A 14,439-nucleotide genomic window follows, 5' to 3' on the forward strand; every position below is an offset into this window, starting at 1 on the left:
AAATTAAAAGATCAGTTCGCAAACGAAATCTGTCTGTCGTGCATAATAATGAGGTAGAAGAAACCTATTCTGATGCCAAAAACGATAATAAAGATTTACAAAATAGAAATAATTCAGGCAAAAATAGAAATGCCTACACGATTTCCGCCCGAGGGCGGATTATTTTAGATGGGTTTATGGGAAAGGTGGTCAAATTTATGACCATCTTCTCCCTTTTATTATTATTCCTCATTATTGTGGGATTAGTAATAAAATCAATTCCCATTTTAAAGACCCATTCACTTGGCGAATTATTGTTTTCCTCTAATTGGAGTCCATTCAAAGGTGACTTTGGATTTTATCCATTTATAATAAGTACAGTGTATGTTACTTTAATTGCAGCAATAATTGCAATTCCACTAAGTATATTAACAGCTATTTATTTAAGTGAATACGCAAATAAAAAATTCCTGAAATTTGCCGGCCCAATGCTCGATATACTTGCAGGAATACCATCGGTAATTTATGGTATTTGGGGAGTATTAATTATTGTGCCATTTATTCGCAACGATGTAAGTGGTTGGTTTGGCGTAGATGATGCAAGTGGATATTCCATTCTCGCCGGAGGAATTGTTTTGGCGGTAATGGTATTTCCGGTAATTGTTCAGGTTGTATTTGAGGTGCTGAAAATAGTGCCCGTTGAATTGCGTGAAGCAACATTATCACTTGGCGCAAATAAATGGGAGACAACAAAAAAAGTTGTTGTAAAAAAAGCATCACCCGGAATTTTAGCTGCTTGTATTCTCGGTTTTTCCCGTGCATTTGGAGAAACGATCGCAGTATTAATGGTGGTTGGTAATATAGTTCAGGTTCCAAAGGGATTATTGGACGAAGGTTATCCAATCCCATCCCTTATAGCAAATAATTACGGCGAAATGATGAGCATACCAATGTACGATTCTGCATTAATGTTTGCAGCATTGGTATTATTAGTTATCATTCTTGTATTTAATATTTACGCCCGCTGGATACTCAACCGCTGGGAAACTAAAATAGCCTGATCATGAATAAGAGAAAAATAGAGGAAAAGTTTTTTAATGTATTAATGCGCGTCGCAGCATTCATCATTTTTGGAAGTCTGATTGCAATTTCTGCAACAATATTAATTAAAGGAATTCCTTCCATGAATCTCGATATGATAACTAAAACACCCGAAGGTGGATTTTATCTTGGAAAGGAGGGAGGTATTTTAAATGCTATAGTGGGTTCATTTTATCTTGCGATCGGTGCTACAATTTTTGCTTTGATCATTAGTGTGCCAACAGTAATTTATATAAATGTTTACGCACCCAAAAAGTCGAAACTGGTAAATTTCACGCGATTGGCATTGGATGTATTATATGGCATTCCATCTATCGTTTTTGGTGCATTCGGATTTGTGTTGATGTTGCTTATAGGTATGCATGTGAGTTTATTGGCAGGTATTATAACTGTCGGTTTATTAATAGTTCCTATCGTTGCGAGAACAATGGATGAAGTAATTCGCCAGGTTCCAAACGATCTTAAAGAGGCTGCTTTCAGTCTCGGTGCAACTAAATGGGAAACTTCCATAAAAGTAATTTTAAAACAAGCGTTGCCAGGTTTAGCAACTGCTTCCTTGCTTGGTTTTGGAAGGGCAATTGGTGATGCCGCATCTGTAATGTTCACAACTGGATTTACGGATAATATTCCGCATTCCATTAATGACCCTGCTGCAACTTTACCCTTGGCGATATTTTTTCAATTGAGTTCACCTATTGCAGAAGTGCGCGACAGAGCATATGCTGCTGCATTAATTCTGACGATCATTATTTTCGGTATCAGTTTATTAAGCCGCCTTTTAATTAAAAAGTTTTCAAAGAATACCATCTAAAATAAATATTATGACAACAGAAACAAGATCTCATATCAGTATTAAAAATCTGAATATGATGTATGGCAGCAACCATGCATTAAAAAATATCAATATTAATATTCCGGATAAAAAACTTACTGCAATTATTGGCCCCAGTGGTTGCGGAAAAACAACATTATTAAAAACGTTTAATCGTTTGATAGAAGGAGTAGACGGAACTAAAATAACTGGTGAAGTATTGGTTGATGGAGAAAATATTTATGCGAAATCTGCTGATGTTACCAATATCCGCAAAAAAATGGGATTATTAAATCAGCGACCTACTCCATTGCCAATGAGTATTTTCGACAATATCGCTTTTGGTATGCGCATTCACGGTGAACGCAATAAAAAATTATTGGCCGATCGAGTTGAATATCATTTAAAACAAGCGAGTTTATGGGAAGAAGTAAAAGATCGTTTGCAAACTCCTGCCGGGAGATTATCTATTGGTCAGCAACAACGTTTATGTTTAGCCAGAGGACTCGCGGTTGAACCCGAGATAATTTTGGGTGATGAACCAACCAGCGCATTGGATCCTATTTCCACTAAACATATAGAACAAAAATTCACAGAGTTAAAAGATAAATATACTATAGTAATGGTAACACATATTCTCCGTCAGGCTAAACGTATTGCCGATTATGTGATATTTATGTATCTCGGTGAAATTATTGAACATGGTCCAACTGCTGACGTATTGGGTAATCCACAACATCAGCTCACTAAGGATTATGTTGGGGGTGCTATAAGTTAATTTTCTCTTATTCATAGAGTCCGCTTCGGTGGACGTTTGGTATCCCGCCAGCCCAATTGGGCTGGCGGTGTCATTGCGAGTCATTGCGAAGCAATGACGAAGCAAGCTCTCAAATCCTACCCCAATAATCAATATTAAGATATATCCTCATAATATATAATTCTACCAAAACCATAGGATATATAGAATTAGTTATATATTTGCGGCACCATCTAAAATAACTCTTATGGATATTGCTATTGTGCTGAGCCTTCTGGTTCTGGCCATTATAGCCTTTTCAACAGAAAAGATCTCTGTTGATATTGTGGCTATGACTTGTGTTCTGGTGCTTGTACTCACCGGGATTCTCGATTATAAACAGGCTTTCGCGCCTTTTGGAAGTGATTTTATTATCATGCTCGCTTCCATATTTGTGGTAACTTCTGCCATTGATTCTTCCGGAATTTTGGAAGTGTGGACAGCCAAATTGTTGAAACGATCCAAGGGATCTCAGTTGGCTATGATCATGCCGATGATATCCATTACCGGTTTGTTTTCTGCTTTTATGAATAATACAACCGTTACTGCCTTAATGATAAATCCAGCAATGGCAATTGCAAAAAAAACCGGAATTAATTATTCTAAAATATTATTACCTCTTGCCTTTGCATCTATAGTTGGTGGAACATGTACATTGATAGGTACATCTACCAACGTTGCTGTGAATGCCTATATGGATAAAAACGGATATGCGGCATTGGGCATGTGGGATTTTACATGGATAGGAGTTATCATGTTAGCGGTAACATTAATTTATATGTTACTCATTGGTATAAGAATGTTGCCAAAACGACATACAGGTGAATTAACGAATCAATATGGTGTGCGATCTTATTTGAGCGAGATCATTATTAAAAAAGATTCCACTTTAATTGGACAGGTAATTCATGATTCTGAATTTTCGCATATGGGTTTTGAGGTGTTGGCAGTAATACGTGGTGACAGACAATTTGCGCCCGGACCCAATATTTCTTTCCGCGAAAATGATATTGTTTTAGTGAAGGGAGAAATGAAACATTTGATGGCTGTTAAAAACACCAATGGAATTGATATTGTAGCAGATACCCTCGATTTTTATAAATCGAATGGGAAATCGTTAAAATTAACAGAAGTTGTAATTCCGGGAAGATCTGATCTTGCAGGTTCTACCATTGCCGAAATTGATTTCCGCAGAAAATACGGAATGGTGGTGGTTGCAATTAATCGCGAAGGAAAAAATATTTTGGATACTTTAAATAATATTGTTGTTGAAGTGGGTGATATGTTATTAGTGCAAGGAACAGAAGAAGCATTTTCCAATTTGCGCACACATCACGATCTTGTCGTTTTAGGTCAACACGAACCCAAAATTAAAAATCTTAAAAAAGGATATTTTGCATTGGGATTTTTTGTTACGGCGATTATCATCAGTTCCATTCCGATGTTTCATGTGCATGTGTCTATTGCATTTTTGGCAAGTGCAGTTTTATGTATGTTAGTTGGTGCAGTTAAACCAGATGATGCCTATAAAAATATTGAATGGCGTTTACTTGTATTAATTGCCGGCATGACCGCCTTCGGAACTGCAATGAGTAATTCAGGAGCAGATAAATATCTTGCAGGATTAATAGTTGATTGGTTTCATGCTTTCGGTCCTCAGGGAATTATGCTTGGATTTATGGTGCTTACTGTATTATTAACGCAACCAATGAGCAATGCTGCTGCAGCATTAGTAGTTTTACCTGTCGCGCTAGAGGCTGCAAATACCTTACACGTTAACCCAATAACTTATGCTGTTGCAGTAATGTTATCCGCATCAGTTTCTTTAATTACCCCCTTTGAACCATCCTGCATTTTGGTGTATGGTCCGGGTAAATATAAGTTTGTTGATTTTGTAAAGGTGGGAGGGATATTAACTGCGATTTTGGTTGGGATAATTTATTTTACGGTGCCGATGGGATGGCCTTTGTGAGTGAATTGTAATGTAATAGTAACTAGTTTTAATAAATAATAAGCGCATTTTTCTTTTATATATTATTTTCAAGAAAGGAAATATAAAAAATGAATTATATGCAAATGGAACCGCTTAATGTCAATTTCACTCTAATGGTTTCAAATTGGAGGTATCTTTTTCGATTGAATTTTAAGTCACATACTTCAAAAATTTTATATTTTGTTTTTTGAAAATATTTTTGTAACTTAGCTATGTGAAACAAAAGGTACCACATGGGCTTGATGTTATTATTGACAAGCTGACCAACAGTATTGAAAATGTAATTACCGGAGATAGCTTTACAACGGAAGTTTCCATACTTTCCAATAGCGACATCAAATACATAACTAAAACAAAGGGGTGGCTGTTCAATTGGAAGCATGAATTTAAAATGCCCGAACGGGAGGTTTACAAGTTGACTATTGTGAATAATCCTGCAATAATTCAAGGGTTGATAAGTTTGGAGGTGATGTCTGATCATGTCTATATGCACCTAGTTGAAAGTGCACCTTTTAACAAAGGCAAAGCAAAGGTTTATTCTGGAGTTCCCGGTAATTTGATTGCGTTTGCGTGCAAACTCTCTTTTCAACGTGGCCATGAAGGCAATATTGCCTTTCTTGCAAAGACGCAACTTATCGACCATTATATAATAAGTTTGAATGCTATACATATTGGCAAACAACGAATGATCATTGAAACTCAGTCGGCTCTTAAACTTATAAATAAATATTTTATAAATCAATAAAATGAAAACAAAAAAAATTCAATTAGACGTTGATTTTATCGGAGGGGTTAGAACATTAACTATAGAAGATAAGCAGGCAATTAGTGATTTTATAAAGCAACATAAATTATCTTCAAAAAAGGCTAGTAAAACAAAACAACTCAAGCGTAAAAATTTTGCAGAGTGAGTTATATTTTCGTTGATTAAGGTTAGCTTAATTTTGTTGATATTATCAAAGTAGGAGGAATGTTATCTGCGATAGTGGTTGGGATAATTTATTTTACGGTGCCCATGGGATGGCCGTTATGATGATTATTTAAATGTTTATTAAAGAATTATGACAAGGGAGAAATATTAAATCACTATTTTATTTGTACAATAGTTACAGTTTTTTCCGCAGGCACTAAATTTATACCATAGGTATCCACTAATACTTTTTTCATTTCGTCAACCGATTTTAATTTGGGTAAAACCAGGTTGTATTTTATGTCTGCAGATTCTTCAGTGGAAATAAATACTCTTAATTTCTTTTGTAAAAAATCGGATAATTCATAAAGTGATAAACGCGTTACTACAAAAGTGTTGTCTGTGGTTTGCACCATTCCCCCACCTTCTATAGTTTCAATGGAAGAAGTCAGTTTTGATGGGTTTTCAATTTTTAGATTATAAGTAATTACAGTGGTGTCTGTTTTTTCTATTTCAAAACTAAAAATGCCTTGAAGATCACGTATTATTTTTTCCTTTTCCATGGCATAGGTTATTCTAGCAGAATTACTAATGGCAATTAAATTAATTAAGGTGGTATCAAGATCGAGTCGGTCTGTGTTAAATTGCAGATCAGAAACGTTTAACAGATCCTGAACAATTTCTATGATCGGTGTAGCTTGATATGTAATATTTATGGCACTATCTACACGAGTTCCTTTTTGTGTTTTTGCCTCATATTTTTCATCTGGAGTGCTGGAGGTAATTTGATAGGTATAGTAGTTGGTATTATTGGTTTCCTTTTCTTGATTTGCATAATATTTATTAAAATGGGTGCCAATATTTCCGGTGTATTCACTTGCAACCCAATTATTATTCACCATTTTATCGAGCACATATTTTAATTCGTTTGAATGGCCAACCCATTGCAAAGTTTTATCCAAACCAATTACTGCTGTCATGGGTCTGCCTTCCACCTCAAACAACTTAAATGTATTTTGTTTATTATCTACAAAAAAGTTCAAGGGAAAATTTCTTTTGGTTAGAAAAAGGGAAACCTTTTCAATTGATTCATCACTCAGACACAGAATTTGAACCTCTTTGTTATACTCTTTTTGAATAGAGTCTAGATGCGGGAAGGAGGCTATACATGGTGCGCACCAGGTTGCCCAAAAATCCAAGACAATAATTTTTGATGCTTCAATTTTGGCATCGTTAATGCCAATTAATTCTTTATTGTTTAATTCTACTTTGTCGCCGATCTTTATTTGAGCTGTAACTAATGTGGTAGTATATAGCAGGATACTAAAAAATAATAAATTTTTCATCGGATGTTTAATAATTTTTGTTTCTAATAAATTTGATAGATATGTGGTTATGCAGATATAAAATAATTTGCAAAAATAGCTAAGGTTTAAATCTTTCAAAACTGTTACCATTAAATTTAAATGCACCATTATCCGGCGTCCCCAACCATAAATCGCCTTTTTTATCCTGATACATCGACACTAAATTCACATCTTGAGATCCGTCTTTTACAGGATAATTTGTGATGTTTGTGCCGTCATATTTATACACTCCTTTACTCCAGGTATTGAGCCAGATATCTCCATTTTTATCTTCAATAATGTATGAAAAATAAATATACTCTTCTCCATCAAAAATTTCTGCGTTTCCAATTCCTTCTATTTTTTGATATTGCAGCCGATCGCTTTTTGCAGTTTCTTCAAAATTCATTTTAAAACGTTGATTTGTATTACATATCCAAAAATCACCCTTTTTATCCTCATAGATGGATCTGATTCCAAAGGAACCACCATGAGGAACAATGGTTAATTCACGTTCGTACATCCACTTAACTGACTTCCCATCAAATCTGCATGCTCCAAAAACAGAGGTGCCGAACCACATTGCACCACTGGGTTCTTTATAGATGCAGTATACTTCATAGGGGCTAAAAAAGGGATTGATACCATTTTTATAAAATTCTTCGTGGAGATAATGTTTTGGAAATTCGAGGGCGTATAAATTTTTTCCATCATATCTATATGGTCCATGTTCGTTTTTTCTGCCTAACATATTAAACCACATATCGTTTGCTTCCAACTTCCAATCGTTGCTTTTTATGGGTTGTAAAACAATTATTTCTTTGCCGTCAAATTTATTAATTCCGCTTAAAGTGGAGAAGAACATATTCCCAAATTCATCTTCCTGAATTTGTCTTATACTGTCGCAGGATAAACCATGTTTTGTTGTAAGATTTAATATTGTTTTGCCATCATAATAAAATATACCTTCGCCATTGCTTCCAAACCAGTAGTGGTTATTTTTATCCTGATAAATATACCATAGATGGTCACCAAGCGCTTTTACGGTGTCGCCAAGTTCAATATTTGGTTTATTTGGTGTGTTTTCTGTTGAAGAGGTATTTTGACCTTTGCATGAGATATACACAGTGCTGATCACAAACAACACCATCAGCTTTAATATCAAATTTAATAACTTCATTTTTTTTATATTGATTGAAAGGAAAATAATTAACCACTGTTTTTTTCATGTTCTTTTGTCTGGATTATTCGCAGTCCCAGTCGTAGTTGTAAACTTCGAGCTTTATTAAGGTTTACCATTAGTGAGACCCTCGCTAAGAGCGAGAGCCTCACTAATTCTTCAGCAAAGCTCTCAATAAAGTTACACGCTGGATTTTCCTCGCATATGTGTTGATTCGAGATTAATTACATGTTTCAATTTTCAAAGTTACCATATATTATTATAACTCCAAATACCTAGAACGGGAGCAAATTGCCAAAACTTCAGAATATTTCAGTAATTAAAACAGCATTCTTTTTAGCCATCATTTTGTTCTCTAATATCTATAAATCTTGAAAATGAAAAATAAAATTTATTAACTTTACTATTGTTACCTTTTTAAATTATTTTTTAAATCACTTTACTATGAAAAAAACCGGACCTAAGAGTGAAAATGTGAGAAAAGTAACTTCTACTAAAGCGAATATTGCAATAGATAAAAAGATTCTTTTAAACATCCGGAATTTTGAGGATAAAAACCCGGAAGAGATCTCTCAACGTATCAAACAACTGGATAAGGAATGGGACATAGAACGGGTTTTAGCTCTTAATATGTCCGCCTTAGCTATTTGCGGAATAACTTCATCTCTCATTTTTAATATATACTCTATTATTTTGCCAATCTTGTTATTGCTTTTTTTTATATGGCATGCTTTTCAGGGATGGTGCCCACCAATACCAATACTCCGATATTTTAAAGTTCGGACGCGTCCAGAAATTGATAGGGAGAAATATGCTTTAAAGGCTTTGAGAGGTGATTTTGAGGGACTTTCAAATGCAGAGGATGCAGCAAATTGGGCATTTGAATCAACTAAAAAAATATAAATGCGTGAAGCTAACATTTAATGTTGACCATATCAATCAATAATAGTAGCAACTAAAGTTCGCTTGAAGTAATTGTTGGTAACTCTAAAGTCATATTTGATGACTTCTATGGAGTTCTGGTTTTATTAATTGTTAATTAAGTTTTTGAAAAAAAACAATCTTTTCTTTTAATGAAATTTTTTCCACTTCATATCCATATTCGAGCAATTCTTTTTTAAAATTCAAAAAAGAGTGGTCAATTGGAATTCCTGCAATCTTAGCAATTTCCTCAAAAGTTAGTTTAATTGATGGTTTCCCCTTTTTTTTAATATAATTCCACAACGCATTATATTTACTCATGATAAATGGTTCGTGTTATAAAGATGTTATGTTGTATTAAGGTATAACTGTATTTTTTACAATTTTGTTCTTAAAAGGTAAAGTAACTTATAATTTATTACTTAACAATTTGTCCAGTTTATCATAAATATCCATCAACCCTTTTTCCATTCCACTGTTGATCATTTCATTTCGACTTTATTTTTATTGTCCAATCAGCAAGATCAAATGTCCGCACTTTTAACCCTATAACGTGTTTATATACCAAATATGTCATCCCAATTCCGATTATTTCGCCAATTATCAATATTCCGGGATTGAATTTTCCATCAGCAAAGGCCGCGATAGGCGCGCCAGCAATGAACATTAAGCATGCTAATGGAACGCTGATACCGAAACCGGTACAATTTTCATGATCGGAAAATGAAATGGAAGAAATGGCATCTAAATTAATTTTTTGCTGAGTGACACCTTTGCGGTTTATATTCTGTTCAATATACGAAATGGTGTCAACATCATTTTCGCAATGGTAATTTATAACTTGACTAACAACTATATAATCTTTTTTAATGGAGTCTAATCTATAAAGACTGTTCTGCAACAAACAATCCTCTGATCCATGACAGATTGATTCCCATTTTGCATATTTAAAACTTTGTCCTTTTAGAGTTACACCAATTGTTCTATCAATTTTTATAACTTCTCTTTTTAATCCTTTTTTAAAAACAATTTTTTGCTGACCGTGAGAATCAGAGGTAAGAATAATTGTCAATATAAGCAATAGGTAGCGCATTATTCAATTATTTACTCAGCTTTTTTCATTCTGCGCCTCAAACCCATATCGTATAGCCTCTGCAAGAATTTCAATATTTATATCTTTAAGTGTTTTGAACTTAATACAATACCCGGTCACACTCGCCTTTCCTATTTTAGTTCCATATGTTTTGGCAAGGTAGGTTTTATCATCGATTCCAAGTATATATACAGAGATTCCGGTTGTGTTTGCACTCAACCCAATTTGATAAAATTCGCGGGTTGATCCATCAGCATATTTTAAGGTGTACATTCCATACCCGATGTTAGGATTAGAAACAACTTTATTTTCCTCGTTCTTGCCATCCAGGAACCATAGTTTACAGCTTGGGTTTATTTCCCTAATCACTCGGTGCAGCTCTTGCATGTCGTTCCGTTTTGATTCAGGTTGACTGTTTATGTATTCTTTGACCTGGTCTTGTATGTTCATACAAATATAAAATTACGGTATACCAATTATTATTAAACCAATTAACTCCTGATTTAATAATCCAATTTTAAGTCTGACACTTAATCCTGACTCATACTCATTTTCATTTCCTCAACAGCCTTTTCACCTTCTTCCGTAATCCCCATTATTTCCGTAAAGACACCAATCTCTTCTCTCGTATCAAAGAATACAATTTTTGCAATTGGTGTATCAAAGCTACTTACAACTTCAAATCCTTTGCTTTCAAAATCTGCGATAACATTATCAAGGTTTGTGATCTTGGTGCTATATGCAATATGATGAACTCCACCTGCAGGGTTGTTGTCAATAAAATCCTTGAATATACTTTTACCTGAAAGTGGTTGGATAATTTCAATAAAGGTACCACCTGAATATGTCATGGTAACTAGATTTTCAGCATCTGCCACTTTTCCGTAATATGTTCCATCATAATCCTGTAATCGTGTAGTGCCTGTCGGCATAAAATTTTTAACACCAAACATTTCCTGAAAAAATGTTTTCGATTTTTCCAAGTCTTTTATTACGTATGCAATTTGAGTTGGCTTAAGTAGTGGTGTTTCGAGTTTCTTTGTTTTGGACATATATTGAATTTATATTTTAATTGGTATTTCTCCTTGGTTACATTTGACCAAGGTAGGCAAATACACTATATCTTTTCTCTACTGTAATTAAGTTGTCAATTAATTTTAAACAGCTGTCCAAGTCGCGATAACAAAATGGTGCATCTGTTTTTATATTGTCGTTTGCAATCATTTTGGGGATGTAAATTTTCTCTCTCAATGCATTATAGTCAAATGTTGAGGCAAATTCTTTGGCTTCCCCTCGTGACATAATACGTCCAGTTCCATGGCAAAGTGAGTTGTATGTTTTTTCAACTTCCCGGGTTGCGGAAATTAAAACAACATCACCATTCATGTTTGAAGGTACTATGGTCATTTCACCTGGTTTGACTTTAACGGCACCTTTTCTAATAATTACACCATCGTCAGTGTGTTCAAAATGGTTGTGATTAATATCAATAATGAGGTTGAGGCGACCAAAATGTTTTTCTAATAGTTTGAAAATTGCGAACCTATTATCTTTAGCCCATTCGCATACATCATAAAACTTTGTGTCAAACTTTTTGGGATGGTCGATAAGGTCGTCAACAAGTTTAGATTCGTTACGGGAACCAGTATGAATTAAAAAATAAAGTTTGTCGTCGGTGTAAGATTCTAAGGCGTCAAGAAAATGGTTGCCGGAACCTAAGTCACCCAGTTTTCCTTTGTTAGCTTGAATATCGTAATATATTTGATCCCACTTCTCTCTTTTAAAATCTTCTTTAGTTAAATTCGCTTCACAAAAAAGCATACCACAACCACAATCAGAAATTGCAAACTTTCGCCAATCCTCTTGTTTAGTAAAAACAACAGTTCCTGTAGGCAAAGGAGATTTACCCGGACATGCATCCGGGAAAAAAATCACTTTTTCTGCCCGAAGATCGTGGGGTAACCATCCGTAAACTTTGTTAAGTGGTTCTGCTGAATAGTTAATTACTTCCATTTTTCGACTGATAAATTTTATGCTTTATTATGTCAAATAATCTTTTGGCGATCGGCGAAAAAGCAACATACGAATAAATAAAAGATTTCTTCCCTCAAAATTTAATTCCAAACACATAAACTAAATTTTGCCAAGCGTCTTTCAGGGTTCCCCCTATTGATCAATTTCCAAGCAAGCTAATTCTTTATAATTGTTGTCTGTTAGAAAACTTTTAATAATTTCTGAATGAAGTGAAAATATTCTGGCCAAATTTTTACTTGAAGTATTTCCTAGCCTCAGCCATATTAATTTCGGTGGGTGTCCAAGCAGAGATACCAAATCATAGAAGTCTGCATCAAAAGTTACAATGTCAAATTTATTTTCTTTCGCGAAATTCCAAATCTGCCTGTCTGTGGAAAATTGCAAATTAAATTCTTTTACATGTCTGCCTTCTGGAAATACTTCCTTCAAAATTGCGACTACACGAAAAGAAATATTTTGATCGAACAAAAGTTTCACGAGGCAATCCTGATTTTATGTTCTCTATCTGCGGCATAAGCTAAAACAGCTATTACATCTTGTTCCGTTATTTCGGGATAATCTTTAACAATTTCTTCTGATGTCATTCCGGAGGCTAACCAACCGAGAATATCATAAACAGTTATTCTCATTCCTCTAATGCAGGGCTTTCCAAAACGGACTTGCGGATCAATGGTTATGATTTCTGAATAATGTTTCATGTGACGAAGATACAAAACAAAATGCTGAAATCGAAAAACGGTTCAACTTCAAGGTGTTGCCTATTACATTTGTTAGATTATCCCAAATCAGGATGATAAGCACAAAACTTCATTAGAAGCACAGAACTTGGCCTTAGCACTTTGCAAGAAAACCCAACTTGCGTGCAATGTTATTCTTTTCCGATAGTTTCATCTCCTTTAAATATCAGAAAACTGCAACTGTTTTTTGATGGGTCATTTAATTCGATGTCGAATACTTTCATTGTATATAAAAAGTCTCCAAATAAAATCAGTTTATTATCCATTAAAAAGGCTCCAATTTTTTCATATCCATTACCAATTAGACGCTCAACAGAATTTATTTCACCATTTATATCAAACAAAATCAAAGCCGCATCAGAGTATTCATATTCACTGCTGTCCTTTAAAGAAAAGATTTCCATTCCATTAATGTTTACAAAATCTTTGTATTCTAAACCTACAGCAATGGTTTTATTAAGCACACTCATTGATTCAAGGTTAACATCATACTCGCTTTTTAAAATTTGTATCCAATTTAGATTTAATGAATCATTTAAACTGGCAACGAAACCATTTCGTGCTGATTCATCTCGAAATCTGTTTTTAGGTGATTTCAATGTTTTCTCCAAAAAATATACAGCAGATTCAAATTTCAATGTATCGTTCCCTTTAAATGAACCACCAATAAAAAATTCGTCATTTATTATTTCGAGGTGTTCTATATTCACTCCATTGGTAGCTATTGATTTCGCATTTATAATATTTCCTGATGTTTCAAATTCCAATAAAATATTCCCATTTATTTTAATGGTATCCTTTTCGAGTGCAATCCTGTTTCCACTTATAATAAAGCCAATTTTATTCTTATAAACATCATGCGTTAAAACCTTTAAATTTTCACCTTTGATAAAATAGGTATACGTTTTACCTGTTGAATGATTAGTTATTCTGATATTATTATTATTACCTCCTATTATTTCTAAGTTATTTATTAGGATACTTTTATGATATTCCCAGTTTGTCCATTCCCAAATTTGCCCTATATCATCGTAAAATCCTTGAATCCTTGAATTTGGAACATTTGATTTGATATCAGATATTTTATTTTCATTTAAAAATTTTCCATTGAGGTCTAAAACAGTTTCGTATAGTACAGCACTTGAATTCACTTTGTTATTAAGCCAATCTGCATTAAGAACAAATACCTTATTATTTTCGAATTTTACATCAAAAAGTATCCTGTTGTCAAAAGCACGAACCCAAATAAACTTTCCTTCATTATCATGTAGGGCAATACCTTCAACATAATATCCTTTAAATTTATTTACCAGAAACTTTTTAAGTTCATTATCATTAGCTCCTTTAATCAAGGAAATATATCCATTCTCTATTTGTTTAATTTTCGCAAATCTTGCGTCATGAAATATTTGCTGGCAGAATGAATTTGCAGTTAAAAAAGTAAGTAATAGAAATAGTCCTATTGGTTTCATTTATTAGTCTTAGTTAACATCTTATATAGCAAACTACAAAAATTCCCATTATCCCTAATTCCCATC

17 protein-coding genes are annotated in these 14,439 nt (G+C 33.9%); 7 read left to right on the forward strand and 10 right to left on the reverse strand.

The window, feature by feature from the left end:
* The first annotated feature begins 176 nt into the window (after positions 1 to 176).
* The 6 genes from pstC to IPI31_06860 all read left to right on the forward strand — a co-directional run bounded on the left by pstC (position 177) and on the right by IPI31_06860 (position 5,591).
* On the forward strand, positions 177 to 1,040 hold the full coding sequence (pstC, locus tag IPI31_06835) for a phosphate ABC transporter permease subunit PstC (protein ID MBK7567531.1): 864 nt from the start codon (positions 177 to 179) through the stop codon (positions 1,038 to 1,040).
* 2 nt (positions 1,041 to 1,042) lie between these two features.
* Positions 1,043 to 1,891 (forward strand): phosphate ABC transporter permease PstA, encoded by an 849-nt coding sequence (gene pstA / locus IPI31_06840; protein ID MBK7567532.1) that lies wholly within the window; start codon positions 1,043 to 1,045, stop codon positions 1,889 to 1,891.
* Positions 1,892 to 1,901: 10 nt separating this feature from the next.
* Positions 1,902 to 2,669 carry a phosphate ABC transporter ATP-binding protein gene (pstB, locus tag IPI31_06845; GenBank protein MBK7567533.1) on the forward strand — a complete coding sequence of 256 codons (768 nt, stop codon included), beginning with the start codon at positions 1,902 to 1,904 and terminating at the stop codon, positions 2,667 to 2,669.
* Positions 2,670 to 2,895: 226 nt separating this feature from the next.
* Positions 2,896 to 4,659: an SLC13 family permease gene (locus IPI31_06850; protein ID MBK7567534.1), complete on the forward strand. Its 1,764-nt coding sequence runs from the start codon at positions 2,896 to 2,898 to the stop codon at positions 4,657 to 4,659.
* A 235-nt stretch (positions 4,660 to 4,894) separates the two neighbouring features.
* Positions 4,895 to 5,425 carry a hypothetical protein gene (locus IPI31_06855; GenBank protein MBK7567535.1) on the forward strand — a complete coding sequence of 177 codons (531 nt, stop codon included), beginning with the start codon at positions 4,895 to 4,897 and terminating at the stop codon, positions 5,423 to 5,425.
* Between the two features lies 1 nt (position 5,426).
* Positions 5,427 to 5,591, forward strand: coding sequence for a hypothetical protein (locus tag IPI31_06860; protein ID MBK7567536.1), 165 nt, complete (start codon positions 5,427 to 5,429; stop codon positions 5,589 to 5,591).
* Positions 5,592 to 5,766: 175 nt separating this feature from the next.
* On the opposite strand, the gene IPI31_06865 is transcribed toward IPI31_06860, so the two are convergent.
* Both IPI31_06865 and IPI31_06870 read right to left on the reverse strand, forming a co-directional pair.
* On the reverse strand, positions 5,767 to 6,936 hold the full coding sequence (locus IPI31_06865) for a TlpA family protein disulfide reductase (protein ID MBK7567537.1): 1,170 nt from the start codon (positions 6,934 to 6,936) through the stop codon (positions 5,767 to 5,769).
* Positions 6,937 to 7,015: 79 nt separating this feature from the next.
* Positions 7,016 to 8,116: a hypothetical protein gene (locus tag IPI31_06870; GenBank protein MBK7567538.1), complete on the reverse strand. Its 1,101-nt coding sequence runs from the start codon at positions 8,114 to 8,116 to the stop codon at positions 7,016 to 7,018.
* A 444-nt stretch (positions 8,117 to 8,560) separates the two neighbouring features.
* Here IPI31_06870 and IPI31_06875 point away from each other — a divergent pair, with 444 nt between their 5' ends.
* The gene (locus IPI31_06875; GenBank protein ID MBK7567539.1) at positions 8,561 to 9,019 is read left to right on the forward strand and encodes a hypothetical protein; all 459 of its coding nucleotides are present in this window, start codon (positions 8,561 to 8,563) and stop codon (positions 9,017 to 9,019) included.
* A 132-nt stretch (positions 9,020 to 9,151) separates the two neighbouring features.
* Here IPI31_06875 and IPI31_06880 read toward each other — a convergent pair whose 3' ends face one another.
* The 8 genes from IPI31_06880 to IPI31_06915 form a co-directional block, all read right to left on the reverse strand.
* The gene (locus IPI31_06880; protein ID MBK7567540.1) at positions 9,152 to 9,358 is read right to left on the reverse strand and encodes a hypothetical protein; all 207 of its coding nucleotides are present in this window, start codon (positions 9,356 to 9,358) and stop codon (positions 9,152 to 9,154) included.
* 166 nt (positions 9,359 to 9,524) lie between these two features.
* Positions 9,525 to 10,130 (reverse strand): hypothetical protein, encoded by a 606-nt coding sequence (locus tag IPI31_06885; protein ID MBK7567541.1) that lies wholly within the window; start codon positions 10,128 to 10,130, stop codon positions 9,525 to 9,527.
* A gap of 15 nt (positions 10,131 to 10,145) precedes the next feature.
* Positions 10,146 to 10,580: a DUF1801 domain-containing protein gene (locus IPI31_06890; GenBank protein ID MBK7567542.1), complete on the reverse strand. Its 435-nt coding sequence runs from the start codon at positions 10,578 to 10,580 to the stop codon at positions 10,146 to 10,148.
* 80 nt (positions 10,581 to 10,660) lie between these two features.
* Positions 10,661 to 11,182, reverse strand: a complete 522-nt coding sequence (locus IPI31_06895) for a VOC family protein (protein ID MBK7567543.1) — start codon at positions 11,180 to 11,182, stop codon at positions 10,661 to 10,663.
* A gap of 37 nt (positions 11,183 to 11,219) precedes the next feature.
* On the reverse strand, positions 11,220 to 12,143 hold the full coding sequence (locus tag IPI31_06900; GenBank protein MBK7567544.1) for an RtcB family protein: 924 nt from the start codon (positions 12,141 to 12,143) through the stop codon (positions 11,220 to 11,222).
* A 153-nt stretch (positions 12,144 to 12,296) separates the two neighbouring features.
* Positions 12,297 to 12,632 carry a DUF5615 family PIN-like protein gene (locus IPI31_06905; GenBank protein ID MBK7567545.1) on the reverse strand — a complete coding sequence of 112 codons (336 nt, stop codon included), beginning with the start codon at positions 12,630 to 12,632 and terminating at the stop codon, positions 12,297 to 12,299.
* A gap of 5 nt (positions 12,633 to 12,637) precedes the next feature.
* The gene (locus IPI31_06910) at positions 12,638 to 12,862 is read right to left on the reverse strand and encodes a DUF433 domain-containing protein (GenBank protein ID MBK7567546.1); all 225 of its coding nucleotides are present in this window, start codon (positions 12,860 to 12,862) and stop codon (positions 12,638 to 12,640) included.
* 170 nt (positions 12,863 to 13,032) lie between these two features.
* Positions 13,033 to 14,373, reverse strand: coding sequence for a hypothetical protein (locus IPI31_06915; GenBank protein MBK7567547.1), 1,341 nt, complete (start codon positions 14,371 to 14,373; stop codon positions 13,033 to 13,035).
* Positions 14,374 to 14,439: the final 66 nt, after the last annotated feature.

The organism is Bacteroidota bacterium, from assembly GCA_016706865.1.
Lineage (GTDB): Bacteria > Bacteroidota > Bacteroidia > Chitinophagales > BACL12 > UBA7236.